A 14,757-nucleotide genomic window follows, 5' to 3' on the forward strand; every position below is an offset into this window, starting at 1 on the left:
CGGGGAACCGAAGGCGCCGTTCAGAGCGCCTGCAGCTGCACGCTGCCATCGGCCTGCGCGCGCACCCTCAGCGGCAGGATGGAGGGCAGCACGGCCAGCAGGCCGGCCGAGTCATTGGCGCGAAAGCGCCCCGTCAGGCGCAGCGCGGCCACGCGCGCATCGGCGGCTTCGATGGGCTGGGTGCGGTAGGCGTTGACGGTGGCCAGGGCCTCGGCCAGCGGGGTGTTCTCGAAGACCAGCCAGCCTTCGCGCCAGGCGGACAGCGTGGCGGCATCGGCCTGGCGCACGGCCTCGGGCTGGCCATTGCGGATGTCCACCACCTGGCCTGGCAGCAGGTCCAGCGTGGCCGCCGCCTCGGTCGCCGGATCCTGCGCATCCCTGCCCAGCACGCGGACCCTGACATGGCCATGCTCCACGCCCACCGTGACCGTGCCGCCACGGTCGCGCACGGTGAACACCGTGCCCACGACCTCGATGCGCGCCTCGCGCGTGATGACCTCGAAGGGGCGGTCGGGGTCCGAGGCCACTTCGAATCGCGCTTCCCCGCGCGACATGGATACGCTGCGGCGCTGGCGGTAGAGCGTCACGGCAATGGCGCTCTGGGGCGCCAGCTCGATGCGGCTGGCCTGCAGCGGCGCCTTGCCGTCGGCCAGCGTGACCTTGAGCATCTGCGAGTTGCGCGTGGCATAGGCCGAGGTGTGCAGGGGCTGCTGCCAGTACCAGTAGGCGCCCCGGCCCGCCAGCGCGCCGGTGCCCACTAGCCCTGCAAACGACAGCAGCAGCTTGCGGCGCTGGACGCTCCTGGTGGAGCGCGAGGCGCTGTCCGCCAGCAGGGCGGTTTCCTGGAATTGCTCGCGCAGGCCGCCGGACAGGCCGCCGAGCATGTTCCAGCGCAGGTGCGCCTCGCGTGCGGCGGCATCGTGCCGGGCTGATTTCTCGCGCCATGCGCCCAGGGTCAGGCGTGCCTGGTGGGCCACCGGGTCGGGAGCGATTTCGCTTTGAACGATCAGCGTCAGCGCATGCTCGACCATGCGCTCGCTAGGTGCACTTGCCATGGAAAGGGGGGGTCAGGATGCGTCGTCGGTCAGTGTACTGTTGTCGAAATCCATGGCGCTGCCCAGCGCATGGTCCTCGATCAGCTCGGAGCGCAGCTGGGCCAGCACGCGCGAGCAGTCCAGCGTGGCGCGCACCATGTGCTTGGCGACGGCCATTTCGGTGATGTTGAGCTGATCGGCGATTTCCGCGCGCGTGTAGCCATGGGCGCGAAAGAGGATGAAGACTTCGCGCCGGCGCGGCGGCAGGCCTTCCAGCGCCTGGACGACGCGGTCCAGGATCTGGCGCTGGGCGGCCAGGGTTTCGCTGGAGGGCGCGCTGTGCTGCACCGCCATTTGCTGGCGCGTCCAGTCCTGGGAGGTCTTGCGCTTGCGCGCATCGTCTATGCACAGGTTGCGTGCCACGCGAAACAGCAGGGCGCGCGGGGATTCGATGTCGGCATCGGGGAGCGCCTCGGCCTTCTTGCCGCTGCGCAGGCCCAGGGCGTGCACATAGACCCGCTCGAAGCTCGATTGCGCGATGTCGGCCGCATAGTGCGGATCCCGGAGATCGCGCGTGAGCTGGCGGCGCAGATCGCCATAGTGAGCCACGAGTTCCTGGATCAGGTCACGCATCCGGATACCTGCCTTTCCGCAAGGGCGATGGGTTGGAACCCCTGGGTCCGTACAGAGATGGGCCTACCGGATGCCGCAACCCCGGCCAGGGCCGGGGCGGTGCAGCAGCGGGTATGGGATTCAGCGGCGCAGGTGATTCGAATTCAAATGCAAATGGTTTGCATTCAAATTATGGCATGGGAGATTCGTGCGCCATCATGCCCGGTGCGATCTTTCAGTCCTGCAGCGCCAGCTGTTCTGTGCGCGCAACATCGGGTTTTTGGGCTTGCGCTGCCAGCAGGGCGTCGCCGATTTCGCCGGTGCGCACCGAGGTGACCGACAGCAGGGTGTCGCTGAGGCCGTGGGAGCCCTCGCAGGCGCCCTGCAGGAAGATGGCGGGGCGAAAGTCCGGCGTGGTGTGCACCTGGTAGTCGCGGCTCACGGAGAAGTCGCCCAGGTAGGGGGCCAGCGGGTCCAGCAGGGTCTTGTGGTGCTCGCGCGCATAGCCCGTGGCCAGCACCACCACGTCGTAGCGCGATGCATGGTCGATGCCGCTGTTGAGGTCGCGCAGGCCCAGGTGGATGCCGTCGCTGGCAGCGCGCGCATCCTGCACCTCGTGGCGGCGCAGGAAGCGGTGGCGCGTGTCGCCGACGACCTTCTGTTCATAGAACACCTTGAAGATGCTCTCGATCAGCTCCAGGTCGGGACAGGCGTAGTTGGTGTGCCAGAACTCGCGCAGCAGAGCGCCGCGCTCGTCGTGCGGGCGGCTGTAGACATGGTCCACGAAGTCGGCGTTGAAGATTTCGTTGACGAAGGGGCTGTCGTCCGAGGGGCGGATGGAGCGGGCGCGCATGACCAGGTCGATCTCGGCCTTGGCGTAGCGGCCGTGCAGGTCCATGAAGATTTCCGCGGCGCTCTGGCCCGCGCCCACGACGGCGATGCGCAGCGGCCTGGCATGCTCGGCAATGCTGCGCAGGTAGGCGCTGGAGTGGAAGACGCGCGCATCGCCGCGCAGGGGCTTGAACTGCTCGGGAATACTGGGCGTGCCGCCGATGCTCATGACCAGGTTCTGGCCCAGGCGCTCATGCACGTTGCCGGCCGCATCGCGCGAGCGCACGCGCAGCAGCTCCACCTTGCCGTCGCGTTTTTCAGGCAGCACCTCGATGACTTCCTGGCCGTAGACGCAACGGTCCTCGAACTTGGAGGCGGCCCAGGCCAGGTAGTCGTTGAACTCGTGGCGGCTGGGAAAGAAGGTCTTGAGGTTGATGAAGTCCTGCAGCCGGCCCTTCTCGTGCAGGTAGTTGATGAAGGTGAAGCGGCTGGTGGGATTGCGCAGCGTGGCCAGGTCCTTGAGGAAGGACACCTGCATGTGGGCCTGCTCCAGCAGCATGTCCTTGTGCCAGGCGAAGCGCGGCTGCTTTTCGATGAAGACGGGGTGCATGGCCCGCGCGGTGGCTTCGCGCTCCTTGAGGGCGATGGCCAGGGCAATGTTGGAGGGGCCGAAGCCGATGCCGATCAGCGGGTGGGTTTGCATGGAAGGTCCTTTCATTGGGTCGATGCGTCCAGTGCGTCCGGCGCGGCTGCGTCGGTCTGCGGTATCCACAAGGCGTCTGCGAAAAAGCGTTCCCTCAGCAGCACTCCCAGCACGGCGCGCTTGTGCGGGAAGTCGAATTCCTTGACCAGCGCATAGCCGCAGCGCGGCAGGCTTTTGCGCATCTTGCGGTTGTCGGCGCGCGGCTCCACGACGATGCGCTGCGTGCGGCAGTCGTCCAGAAAGAGGTAGTGCGACAGCGAGGGCAGCCAGGCCGTCAGGTAGGGCTGGCCGCGAAACCGCGCCTCCCCCACCAGCGCATGCCAGCCCCGGTCATGGTCGCCCGCGTCATAGAAGGGGGCGATGCGGTCTTCCTTGGCCCAGTAGGCCTCGAAGTAGCCGAAGGGCTCGCCGTCGAAGCAGCCGATGAGGCCCAGCGCATGCGGGTCGCCGGCCATGCGCTGCAGGTAGGCGCGGTGGTGGGCGAGGTCGCCGCTTTCCTCCCAGAAATGCGCGACGACCGGGTCGTTCATCCAGCGGTGGATGAGGGGCAGGTCGGCCTCGGGCTCCACGGTGCGAAAGCTCAGCGTGCGGCCCAGCCAGGGGATGAAGCGGCGGTAGACCTCGCCGCGCGGCTTGTGCAGGCGCACGGGGTGGCGCCGGCCTTCGGTGAGCGTGTAGTGCAGGGCATAGGGTGGGCGCGGGCGGGGCAGCCACAGGGGCTGCTGCCAGAGCACGCTTCTTGCCACGCACGGGGCCTGGCCCGGCTGCACTGTGGCAATGCTGTCGCGCAGGCCCGGTGGCAGGCGGGGCAGGGACAGCTCGATTTCCCGGGCATCCGGGCGCAGGCCGAAACCGGCCTGCAGCGCGGCCAGCAGTTCATCCGCTTCGGGCATGCCCGAGCAGGGGCCCAGCCATTGCAGCCGCAGCAGGCCTGGCGCGGCCGCGGGTGACAGGTTCCAGAGACTGTGCTTGCCGGGCCTGCCGGCATCCACGGGCCCCGAACGTTCCAGGCGCAGCCGCTGTCCATCGCCGAAGACGCTGATCGTCTCGGCGCCGGCATGCGCAAGGTAGCTGGCGCCAGAGGCGTCCGGTGACGGTGTAGCGGTGGCTTCGACTGGACGCACGTGGACTCTTTCAGGTGGAGTGCCCCGCGTGCGGGACACGGATGGGGGCAAGGGCACAAGGGACGCAGGGGACGCAGGGGACGCAGGGGACACAAGGCAGCCTCATGACCGGGATGACGTGCAGGCGCGGCAAATGTTCATGCCAGGGCCGTTCATGCCAGGGCCGGGATCCGGGCCGCCTGGAAGGCATGGGCCAGTGCCTTGCAGAGCCGGTCGCGCAGCACCTCGGTCTCTTCGGTGAGGGCGCCCAGCCGCGCAAAGTCATGGACCATGCCGGCGTAGATCTGCAGGTCCACGGCCACGCCGGCGGCCTGCAGCCGCTCGGCATAGCGCTTTCCTTCGTCGATCAGCGGGTCGTACTCGGCCAGCACCATCAGCGTGAGGGCCAGCCGGCCCAGGTCGGATGCCTGCAGCGGGGCAAAGCGCCAGTCCTGCCGGTCCGCATCACTGCGCAGGTATTGGCCGAACATCCAGGCCAGGGTGTCACCTTCCAGCAGATGGCCGGTGGCCAGGCGCGCATGCGAGTCACTGTCCTGCTGCGCTGCCGTGCAGGGGTAGAGCAGCAACTGCAGCAAGGGCTGGGGCATGCCCGCGTCGCGTGCGGCGATGCACAGGGCCGTGGCCAGCGTGCCCCCGACGCTGTCGCCGCCAATGGCCAGGCGCTGCGCGTCCAGGCCATGGCGGCCGCCGTGCTCCAGCAGCCAGGCCAGGGCGTCCTCTGCGTCGAGGAAGGCGGTGGGAAAGCGGTGCTCTGGCGCCAGCCGGTAGTCGATGGCCAGCACATTGCAGGGCGTGCCCAGCGCCAGGCTTCGGCACAGGCTGTCATGCGAGTCGAGCCCGCCCAGCACATAGCCGCCGCCGTGAAGGAACAGCAGGCAGGGCGCGGCTGTGTGTCCAGGGGCTGCGCGGTAGAGCCGGGCACGGATACGCGCGCCGTCGCGCGTGGGCAGCTCCAGGTCCTCGGTGGGCAGATCGTCGCCCGGCAGGTCCAGCGCCAGCGTGGCGTTGTCGTAGGCGGTGCGCGCCTGCGCTGCCGTCATCTGGCTCATGCGCGGGCGGCTGGATGCCTGGGCGTTGGCGAGTTCAAGAAATGCTTGCAGGTCGGGGTGGAGAGCCATGGCGTCCTTCGGGTGTGCGGCAGACAAGGCAGGGCGGGCCGGTGCAGGGCATGGCGCCCGCGCTGCCCCTTCCCCGTGATGACGCTGGGCGGCGGAATTTGTTCATCGCCGGGACGATGAACATTTCCCGCGCTCGCACGTCTTGCAGGGAGTGGGCAGCGTGCGCCGTGCGCCGCATCCCCAGGAAAACGCCGGGCCGCGCCGGTATTGCAAGGCCATGCGCCCACGGGCGCCAGAGGAATCCCTTATGGAAAACGCCAGCCGACCGCCATCCGAGGTACTGCGCCTGCTCAGGCCCTTCCTGCCGTGGATGGCCCTGTCCGTGGTCACGGGCATTTGCGCGGGTGGGGCCACGGTGGCGCTGCTGGCGACCATCAACCAGGTGCTCAATCGTCCCGGTGGGCTGGCGGGCGGGCTGCTGCTGACCTTCATCGCCCTGTGCGCCACCGTGCTGGTGTGCCGGGCCGCGTCGGACATGTCGGGCAATTTCGTGGGGCAGCGCCTGGTGGCCCGGCTGCGCAAGGAACTGGCCAGCAAGATCCTGGCCGCGCCCATCGACGCGCTGGAGCGCTACCGCACGCACCGCCTCATGCCCGTGCTCACGCAGGACGTGGACATGATCAGCGACGTGGCCTTCGTGCTGGCCTCCAACGTGATCGCCCTGGCCATTGCGCTGGGCTGCCTGGCCTATCTGGCCCTGCTGTCGCCGCCGCTGTTTGCCATGCTGGTGGTGGCGCTGGTGCTGGGCGTCAGCCTGCAGGCGCTGGCCCAGTCGCGCGGCGTGGCGGGGTTCTGGAAGGCGCGCGATCACGAGGAAGTGCTGCACAAGGCCTACCGCGCCATCAGCGAAGGCGCCAAGGAACTGCGCATGCACCGCGCGCGCCGGGGCCGCATCTTCGACGGGCAGATCGGCGGCACGGTGGATGCCATCCGCCGCATCAACAGCCGCGCCATCAACACCTATGTGCTGGCCACGGCCTTCGGTTCCGCGCTGTTCTTTCTGTTGATCGCCCTCATCCTGGGCTGGGCCGCGCTGCGCACCACCGAGCCCGTGGTGCTCAGCGGCTTCGTGCTGGTGCTGCTGTTCCTCAAGGGCCCCATGGACCAGATCGCGGGCGCGCTGCCCAACCTGGGCCGTGCCAAGGTGGCGCTGCAGCGCATTGCCGACCTGTCGGCGCGCTTTGCCAGCCCCGAGCCGCACCTGCACCTGGACAGCCTGCCCGGCGAGGTCCGCCTGGACCACGGCCTGGAGCTGCGGGGCGTGCGCTATGCCTTCGATGCGCCCGAAGGCGGCAAGGCCTTCGAGATCGGCCCCATCGACCTGAAGCTGCGCAAGGGCGAACTGGTCTTTGTGGTGGGTGACAACGGCTCGGGCAAGACCACGCTGATCAAGCTGCTGCTGGGCCTGTATGCGCCCCAGCAGGGCGAGATCCTGCATGACGGCCAGCCCGTCACGGCACAGACGCGCGATGACTACCGCCAGCTGTTCACCACGGTGTTCTCGGACTTCTACCTGTTCGAGGACCTGGTGGCCGGTGGCGAAGAGGGCCAGGCCGCCGCGCTGCCCGAGGCCGCGCTGCCCTACCTGCAGCGGCTGGAGATCGCCCACAAGGTCAGCGTGCGCAACGGCAGCTTCAGCACCATCGACCTGTCCACCGGCCAGCGCAAGCGCCTGGCCCTGGTCCACGCCTATCTGGAGGGCCGGCCCGTGCTGGTCTTCGACGAATGGGCGGCCGACCAGGACCCGAGCTTCCGCCACCTGTTCTACACCGAGCTGCTGCCCGAGCTGCGCGCCAGGGGCCACCTGCTGGTGGTCATCTCCCATGACGATCGCTACTTCCACCTGGCCGACCGCATCGTACGCATGGAGGCCGGCCGCATGGTCCTGCCGCAAGACGGGGCGCAGCCGGTGGCGGCCAGCCCGGCCGGACTGGCCAGTCAAGGCGTGCTGGCCGACATCTGAATTCCTGCTGAATCCACGAACATGGCAAAGACAAAACTCGTCTACATCTGGTCCCTGAGAAACGCCGCCGCCGACCAGGCCGGCCAGCACATCGCCTACAAGGGCGCAACGCGCTACATGAAGTCGCCGCTCGAATACCTGGGCGAGCTGCTGGACACCAGCCCGCTGGGCGATATCTACAGCCTGGAGGCCGTGATCCACGACGACGACGAGGCCTCGCCGCGCGACCGCGAAAAGATCGGCGACTACGGCTTCAGCTACCGGCCGGGCGGCCGCTGGTTCTATCCGCCGGACCTGCGCATCCAGGGGCGCAGGGTCAATGACCTGCTCATGGCCGTGCCGTCTTCCTACCGGCGCCTGCCGCTGAACGATCCGCAGCGCGCCGTGGGCAAGCAGATGTTCGAGGCGCAGTTGCAGGACAGGCTGGTACAGCTGGGTGCCGAGCGGGTGGTGCTGGATGGCCTGCTCGTCATCCTGGACCGGCTCGTGCGGCCCGGTGCCCTGTTCCACCGCAGGATCGCCAACATCCACCCCGGCATCACGCGCCTGGAGTCACCCTATGAACGCCGGGGCGCCTGCGCCACGCTGGACGCGCTGCATGGCGCACAAGGCTACAAGGTCGTGGACTGGAAGACCATGGAACAGCGCCCGGTCCCGCCCCTTTTCAAGACCGGCGCATCCTTTCACTACGTGGACAACGGCATCGACTCCGGCGAAGTCATCGCCGACGTGCTGGGCACCGACATCGATCCCCAAGACACGATTCTTGAGCTGCGCTGGAACAACTTCCAGCACAGCCTGTTCCCTGCATTGCGCAAGGGGCTGGAGATGATGGCCAGAGCGCCTGCAGACACGCCTGCAGACACCACGGTGTGACAACGTGCGTATCTCAAAAACCGGCACGGCCCAAAGCGAGGGACACCGAGCAAGGGCCTATGCCGGCCGCGCCGCCCCGCCGCGAGGGTGTCGTCCCCCTCCCTCGCGAAGCGAGAAAGAGAGGGGGAAGCGGCGCAGCCGCTCAGGGGGTGCTTACTTCGGCGCCAGACGAATGGCCCCGTCCAGCCGGATCACCTCGCCATTGAGCATGTCGTTGTCCAGGATGTGGCGCACCAGCTTGGCATAGTCCTGGGGCGTGCCCAGGCGGCTGGGGAAGGGCACGCCGGCGGCCAGCGCATCCTGCACTTCCTGCGGCATGCCGAACAGCATGGGCGTGCCGAAGATGCCGGGGGCAATCGTCATGTTGCGGATGCCGTTGCGCGCCAGGTCGCGCGCAATGGGCAGCGTCATGCCGACCACGCCGCCCTTGGACGCCGCATAGGCCGCCTGGCCGATCTGGCCGTCGTAGGCCGCCACGCTGGCCGTGGAGATCAGCACGCCGCGCTCGCCCGTGCTCTCGGGCTCGTTGGCCGACATGGCGGCGGCGGCCAGGCGGATCATGTTGAAGCTGCCGATCAGGTTGACCGTGATGGTCTTGGAAAACAGCGCCAGGTTGTGCGCGCCGTTCTTGCCCACGGTCTTCTCGGCGGGCGCAATGCCTGCGCAGTTGACCAGGCCTGCCAGCTTGCCCAGGCTCACGGCCTTGTCCACCACGGCCTGGCCATCGGCCTCCTGGCTCACATCGCATTTGACGAAGACGCCGCCGATCTCGCGCGCCACGGCCTCGCCCTTGTCCGCCTGCATATCGGCGATCACCACCTTGCCGCCCTCGGCCGCCAGCATGCGCGCCGTGCCTTCGCCCAGCCCGGAGGCGCCGCCCGTGACGATGAATACCCGGTCCTTGATCTGCATGGAATGTCTCCTTGGTTATCTGACGTTGACGTAAACGTAACTCTCAAATTATGCATGCAGCCCCGGCCGCAGCCATGTCGCGCCCAAGAAAAAGCCCGGCAGTGCCGGGCTGGTGATGGGCGCGATGGGGGTTACTGGAACCCGGCACGGTCCAGCATTTGCTGGACCTTGGTCATGTTCTTGCCCACGGCCGTGATCGGGATGGTCTCGCTCTTGAAGGGCTTGCCGCCGGTCATTTCCTTGAGTGCGGGGTTGTCCAGTTCCACGCCCTTGGCTGCTGGCCACTCGTTGTTGCCGTTGGCAAAGTAGTTCTGGGCCGCAGGGCTGGCCAGGTACTCCAGGAACTTGACGGCGTTGTCCTTGTTCTTGGCATGGCGTGCCACGGCGCCGCCCGCGATGTTCAGGTGCGTGCCCCAGCTGGACTGGTTGGGGAAGACCACGCCGATCTTGCCGACCACGGCCTGGTCCTCGGGCTTGCCCGAGCGCATCATGCGCGCCAGGTAGTAGCTGTTGGTCACGCCGATGGTGCATTCGCCCGAGGCCACGGCCTTGATCTGGTCGGTGTCGCCACCCTTGGGCGGGCGGGCCAGGTTGGCCTTCATGCCCTGGATCCAGCCCTCTGCCTTTTGCTCGCCCATGTGTTCGACCACGGTGCCGAACAGGCTCAGGTTGTAGGGGTGCGAGCCCGAGCGGATGCACAGCTGGCCCTTGAACTTGGGGTCGGCCAGCGATTCGTAGTTCTGCACGTCGGCAGGCTGGACCTTGGCCTTGTTGTAGACGATGACGCGGGCGCGTGTGGACAGGCCGAACCAGCTGATGCCATCGGCCGTGGGCTGGGCGCGCAGGTTGGAGGGAATGGCGTCTTCCAGCAGCTTGGAGTGGATGGGCTGGAACAGGCCATCCACCTCGCCGCGGTACAGGCGCGCGGCATCGACCAGCAGGATCACGTCGGCCGGCGAGGCCTGGCCCTCGGCCTTCAGGCGCGCAATGATGCCGGCGTCGTCGCCGTCCACGCGGTTGATCTTGATGCCGGTGGCCTTGGTGAAGCCGTTGTACAGCTCCTCGTCCGTGGAGTAGTGGCGCGCGGAGTAGAGGTTGACGACCTGGGAGTCGGCAATGGCTGTGCCGGCAGCCACCAGGGCGCAAGCGGCAAACAGGGCTTTCAGGGATTTCGACATGAAGACAGGCCTCTCTTTGTTGGCAAAGTGCGATGATAGGCCAGACGCGAATTGTTCTTAATAAAGGGAAGAGGCTTCCAAAGGTTTTCTCGCCCCAGGGCCTTTGTGCGTTGCAGGGTGCGGTGCTCAGTGCGGCGAGGATGCCGGACGCATCAGCGCAATGATGTCGCGCAGGTCCGTCTGGTCCTGCAACTGGCGCAGCGCCTGCCGCAGTTTCTCGGCCCGTGCACTCGGTACCGGCGGCAGTGCATGCGCGCAGCAGGCGTGGAATTTCGCATCCTGCTCGGCTTCGTTGAGCGGCAATGCGGGGCTGCCAGGAAGATCGGGCATGTCCAGTGACAGCACGCGCCCATTGCAAAGCCGCAACTCCACGCGCTGCGGTGTCATTGCATTGGGGTCGGGGTTGCCGTCGTCGAGCACCTGCACGCGTGAGGCCAGCTCCAGCCTGCGCGGGTCGGACAGCATGGCGGCGTCGAAGTCGTCCAGGCCTACGTGGCCTTGCAGCGCGGCCGTGGCCACCGCGTAGCCCATGCACAGTCTTGCGCTGGCCGAGTCCATGCCGGCGTGCGCCGGCCGGCCTACCAGGCGCACGATGAGTGCAGAGGCATGTACGCATACGCTTGCGATGTCCTGCGCATGCAATCCGTGCTCGCGCATCAATTGCAGTACGGCGCCTATGCCGCTGTGCGTGGCGCGGCCTGTGGGGTAGGGCTTGTGGCTCATGCGCTCGATCTGGAACACATGACCCACGTCGGCAGCCACTTCGTGCCAGCGGGCCTGGCCGGCGTCGAACAGCGCGAAATAGCCAAACGGCCCTTCGAGAATGTCACGCGGCCCAGGAAAACCCGCTTGTGCGAGTTCGAAGGCTGTGACTGCGGCACGCGCGTTCAGTCCTACCTGCAGTCCTACGGCCGGCGATCCCTCGGCATGCGCCTGCATGGTGCCCGACAGATGGCTGTAGGCCAGGCCCAGCGCATCACGCGTGGTGGTCTCGTCCAGACTCGCCAGCTTGCACAGTGCGGCCGTGGCGCCCAGCCCGCCGCACATGGCGGGCCGGAAAAAGCGCATGGGCGCGCGCTGCGCCAGCGCCACATGGATGGCGAAGTCCAGGCCAGCGGCCACCGCCTCTATGAGTTGGCGGCCGTCGATTGCGCCCTCGCGCTCGGCGTAGCCCAGCGTCGCAGGCGCGATGCAGGCGAATGCATGGACCACGGCGCGGTCATGGATGGCATCGAATTCCTGATTGAAGACCTGGTAGGCGTTGAGCATCACCGCACTGGCCAGCGGCAGTCGCTCGCCGCTGGCCCACACCGTGGCCTCTTGTCCCTGGCCCAGGGCCGCTGCCGCCCGGTGCAGCGCGGCCATGCGCGGATGGCGTGAGCCTGACAGCCCCACGCCGACGGCATCGAGCAAAAATGCCTTGGCGGCGTTCACGGCAGGCGCGGGCAGGTCCTCATAGCGCAGGTGCTGTACGTGCGCGACCAGTGTGTCGATTGCATTCATGCAGCACCTCGGTCATGCGTGCAGGTGGGTGGCGGGCACTGCTGCGCATACCAGGCATGCAGGGTGGTGCCTGTCACGAAGCGGGTCATCGGATGCTGCTGTAGCCGATCCAGTATGGACTCGAAATCGGGCAGGCGATGGGGGACTCCCATCAGATGAGGGTGCAGGCCCAGCGTCAGCACGCGCGGTGAGCCATGCTCGCGCACCTCGTTCTCGAAAACCTGCAGCGTGCTTTCCAGGCGGCGCCCGAACTCGCCCGTGGCGTGCTTTTCCACGGCGTGAATGACCGAATCGTTGAGTTCCAGCGCGTATGGAAGCGCCAGCAACTGACCGCTGGAGGTCTGCATCCAGTTGGGCAGATCGTCCAGGCACCAGTCGAATACATGGTCTATGCCGGCCTGGGCCAGCAGGTCGGGCGTTTGCAGCGTTTCTCGCAGGCCCGGCGACAGCCATCCGCGGGGCCGGATTCCGCAAAAGCGTTCTATGCGGTCCAGTGCGCTGGAAATGGCCCCGGCTTGGTCCGAACCACCATCGTGCGACAGCGCGCGCTGGTGCATGCCATGTCCGATGATTTCCCAGCCTGCGTCCAGCAATGCCTGAGCGGCCTGGGGATAGGCGTCGATGACGGTGGCGTTGAGGCTGGCCGAGGCAACAAGGCCGCGGCTGCGAATGGCCGCCATCATGCGAGGCAGGCCGCAGCGCAGACCGTATTCGGCCCAACTGAAGTTGGGAACGTCGGGCAGATTCTCTCGGCCGTGGGGCGGCGTGAGTATGGTGCGCGGCATGGGCTGGTCAAAGGGCCAGTGCTCCACATTGATGACCAGGTGGACCAGGATATGTCGGCCGTCCAATCCGCGCAGCGCTGGCCTGCGGCTGGATAGCTGAAACGGGATGCGGGGATTGTTCATCATGGGTGCGGTCATCGGCCTGTGAATGAAGGGGCGCGCTTTTCCGCAAAGGCGCGGCGGCCTTCTGCATAGTCCGCGCTGTCGAAGCATTGGCGTATCAGTGCCTCTGTGGCCACGGCCTGTGCACTGCTGCCTGGCTGGCGCGAGGCCAGTATGGCTGCTTTCGCGGCGCGCAACGTCAGCGGCGCGTTTGCTGCGATGGTCTCGAGGCGCGTGCGTGACATGGCTGCAAAGTCTTCCAAAGCAAAGCACTCCTGCACCAGTCCCCTGGCCAGGGCCTGGAATGCGTCCAGCGTGCGTGCCGTGTAGAACAGTTCGAAGGCTGATGCCATGCCTGTCACCTCGACGAGACGGCGCATGTCGGCCAAGCCGTAACCCAGGCCGAGCCGTGCGGCCGGCATGCGCAAGCGCGCGCTTGCGCTGGCATAGCGCAGGTCGCAAGCCAGTGCCAGGCCAATACCCCCGCCCATGCAGGCGCCCTGGATCAGCGCCACGGTCGGGGCGGGAAACCCTGCCAGCGCCTGCTGTGCCTCAGAGACTGCCTGGTTGTAGCGCAGCACAGCCTCGGCGCCATCGCGAACCTGATCGAACTCTGCGATATCAGCGCCCGAGACAAAGGCCTGGCTGCCTGTGCCCTGCAGTGCCAGCACACGAAGGCCATCGGCCTCGCGCAATTGGTACAGCGCCTGCGCCAGCTGCTGCCACATGGCCAGCGTCATTGCATTGCGCCGTTCGGGGTGGCAGATCGTCAAGGTGGCGATGCCGTCGGTCAACGCCTGCTGGATATGGCCGCCGCTCATACCACCCCCTCGCTGCGCATGCGCTGCACATCGGCGGTGCCATAGCCGATCTCGGCCAGCACTTCCTGTGTGTGCTCGCCCCAGCCAGGCGCGGGACGCGCAATGCCGGCAGGCGTGCGCTCCAGGGTGACGGGCTGGGAGATGAGCCGGTAGCTGCTGCCATCGTCGCCGGGGACGGCCTGCGCCACACCCAGATGTCGCACCTGGGGGTCGTCGAACACCTCAGGCATGGAATAGACCGGACCTGCGGGAACACCTGCGTCATTGAGCAGCTTCACCCAGTGGGCTACGTCGCGTTCCCGAAAGCGCCTGGCCAGGGCCTCGTTCAGCGCAGTGCGGTGGCGCACGCGCAGTTTTTCCGACGCGTAGCGCGGGTCCTGCAGCCACGCGGCCTCGCCCAGACAGTCACACAGACGCTTCCAATTGCCCTCTCCCGAGGCTCCCAGGTTGAAGGCGCCATCGCGCGCATTGAACAGGCCCATGGGGCTGCTTGTGGGATGGTCATTGCCCACTTGCACCGGCAGGTCGCCTTCGTTGAGGTAGCGCGCGGCCTGGAAGTCCATCAGCGCTATCTGCGTGTGCAGCAGCGAGCTGTGAATCCACTGACCCAGGCCCGAATGCTCGCGCTCCAGCAAAGCCAGCAGGATACCGACGGCGGCATAGATTCCGGTGCCGCAATCGGCCACGGCCAGACCTGCACGCAGCGGTCCGCCACCAGAAAAGCCGGTGACCGACATGAGCCCACCCATGCCCTGAATGATCTGGTCGAAGCCGGGCCTGCCTGCATAGGGACCGTTCTGGCCGAAGCCCGAAATGCTGGCCAGGATGACGCGGGGGTTGATGGCGCTCAGCTTTTCGTAGGACAGACCCAGCCTGTCCTTGACATCGGGCCGCCAGTTCTCGACCACCACGTCGGCGTCGACCACGAGCTTGCGAAATACCTCCAAGCCCTCGGGCGTCTTGAGATTGAGTGTCAGCGACCGCTTGTTGCGGTTCAGGTTCTGGAAGTCTCCCCCCTGGCGGTCGGCGGCAAACATGGCCTCATTGGGATCGATGCCTGCCGGTGGCTCGATCCGTATCACATCGGCGCCGAAGTCGGCAAGGATGCGCACGCAGGTCGGGCCGGCCCGCACGCGTGACAGGTCAAGCACTCGCAGATGCGCAAGGGCGGGGGATGCGTTGATTTGAGGCATGT

13 protein-coding genes are annotated in these 14,757 nt (G+C 67.2%); 2 read left to right on the top strand and 11 right to left on the bottom strand.

Going from position 1 to position 14,757, the window contains the following annotated elements; translation table 11 throughout:
- Positions 1-20 precede the first annotated feature (20 nt).
- From HFGMBDPB_RS11810 to HFGMBDPB_RS11830, 5 genes are all read right to left on the bottom strand, one after another.
- On the bottom strand, positions 21-1,055 hold the full coding sequence (locus HFGMBDPB_RS11810; protein WP_212645430.1) for a FecR family protein: 1,035 nt from the start codon (positions 1,053-1,055) through the stop codon (positions 21-23).
- Between the two features lie 12 nt (positions 1,056-1,067).
- Positions 1,068-1,667 (bottom strand): RNA polymerase sigma factor, encoded by a 600-nt coding sequence (locus HFGMBDPB_RS11815; RefSeq protein WP_016450480.1) that lies wholly within the window; start codon positions 1,665-1,667, stop codon positions 1,068-1,070.
- Positions 1,668-1,881: 214 nt separating this feature from the next.
- On the bottom strand, positions 1,882-3,180 hold the full coding sequence (locus HFGMBDPB_RS11820; RefSeq protein WP_212645431.1) for a lysine N(6)-hydroxylase/L-ornithine N(5)-oxygenase family protein: 1,299 nt from the start codon (positions 3,178-3,180) through the stop codon (positions 1,882-1,884).
- A gap of 11 nt (positions 3,181-3,191) precedes the next feature.
- On the bottom strand, positions 3,192-4,304 hold the full coding sequence (locus HFGMBDPB_RS11825) for a GNAT family N-acetyltransferase (protein ID WP_212645432.1): 1,113 nt from the start codon (positions 4,302-4,304) through the stop codon (positions 3,192-3,194).
- 152 nt (positions 4,305-4,456) lie between these two features.
- Positions 4,457-5,422: an alpha/beta hydrolase gene (locus HFGMBDPB_RS11830; RefSeq protein ID WP_212645433.1), complete on the bottom strand. Its 966-nt coding sequence runs from the start codon at positions 5,420-5,422 to the stop codon at positions 4,457-4,459.
- 247 nt (positions 5,423-5,669) lie between these two features.
- On the opposite strand from HFGMBDPB_RS11830, the gene HFGMBDPB_RS11835 reads away from it, so the two are divergent.
- Together HFGMBDPB_RS11835 and HFGMBDPB_RS11840 are read left to right on the top strand one after the other, a co-directional pair.
- The gene (locus tag HFGMBDPB_RS11835) at positions 5,670-7,385 is read left to right on the top strand and encodes a cyclic peptide export ABC transporter (RefSeq protein ID WP_212645434.1); all 1,716 of its coding nucleotides are present in this window, start codon (positions 5,670-5,672) and stop codon (positions 7,383-7,385) included.
- A gap of 21 nt (positions 7,386-7,406) precedes the next feature.
- Positions 7,407-8,261: a formyl transferase gene (locus HFGMBDPB_RS11840; protein WP_034363668.1), complete on the top strand. Its 855-nt coding sequence runs from the start codon at positions 7,407-7,409 to the stop codon at positions 8,259-8,261.
- 153 nt (positions 8,262-8,414) lie between these two features.
- Here the strand turns inward: HFGMBDPB_RS11840 and HFGMBDPB_RS11845 are convergent, their stop codons facing one another.
- The 6 genes from HFGMBDPB_RS11845 to HFGMBDPB_RS11870 all read right to left on the bottom strand — a co-directional run bounded on the left by HFGMBDPB_RS11845 (position 8,415) and on the right by HFGMBDPB_RS11870 (position 14,755).
- Positions 8,415-9,173, bottom strand: a complete 759-nt coding sequence (locus HFGMBDPB_RS11845) for a 3-hydroxyacyl-CoA dehydrogenase (protein WP_034363673.1) — start codon at positions 9,171-9,173, stop codon at positions 8,415-8,417.
- Positions 9,174-9,304: 131 nt separating this feature from the next.
- Positions 9,305-10,351: an extracellular solute-binding protein gene (locus tag HFGMBDPB_RS11850; RefSeq protein WP_016450487.1), complete on the bottom strand. Its 1,047-nt coding sequence runs from the start codon at positions 10,349-10,351 to the stop codon at positions 9,305-9,307.
- A gap of 126 nt (positions 10,352-10,477) precedes the next feature.
- Positions 10,478-11,854 (bottom strand): MmgE/PrpD family protein, encoded by a 1,377-nt coding sequence (locus HFGMBDPB_RS11855; RefSeq protein WP_016454379.1) that lies wholly within the window; start codon positions 11,852-11,854, stop codon positions 10,478-10,480.
- Positions 11,851-12,762, bottom strand: a complete 912-nt coding sequence (locus HFGMBDPB_RS11860; RefSeq protein WP_349305368.1) for a polysaccharide deacetylase family protein — start codon at positions 12,760-12,762, stop codon at positions 11,851-11,853. Before HFGMBDPB_RS11860 ends, HFGMBDPB_RS11855 begins: the two co-directional genes overlap by 4 nt.
- An 11-nt stretch (positions 12,763-12,773) precedes the next feature.
- Complete coding sequence (locus tag HFGMBDPB_RS11865) at positions 12,774-13,562, bottom strand: enoyl-CoA hydratase (RefSeq protein WP_212645436.1); 789 nt, start codon at positions 13,560-13,562, stop codon at positions 12,774-12,776.
- Positions 13,559-14,755: a CaiB/BaiF CoA transferase family protein gene (locus HFGMBDPB_RS11870; protein WP_047218005.1), complete on the bottom strand. Its 1,197-nt coding sequence runs from the start codon at positions 14,753-14,755 to the stop codon at positions 13,559-13,561. The genes HFGMBDPB_RS11865 and HFGMBDPB_RS11870 overlap by 4 nt, the downstream gene beginning before the upstream one ends.
- Positions 14,756-14,757 lie beyond the last annotated feature (2 nt).

It is taken from the genome of Delftia sp. PE138 (genome assembly GCF_018320755.1).
GTDB classification, from domain to species: domain Bacteria; phylum Pseudomonadota; class Gammaproteobacteria; order Burkholderiales; family Burkholderiaceae_C; genus Comamonas; species Comamonas tsuruhatensis.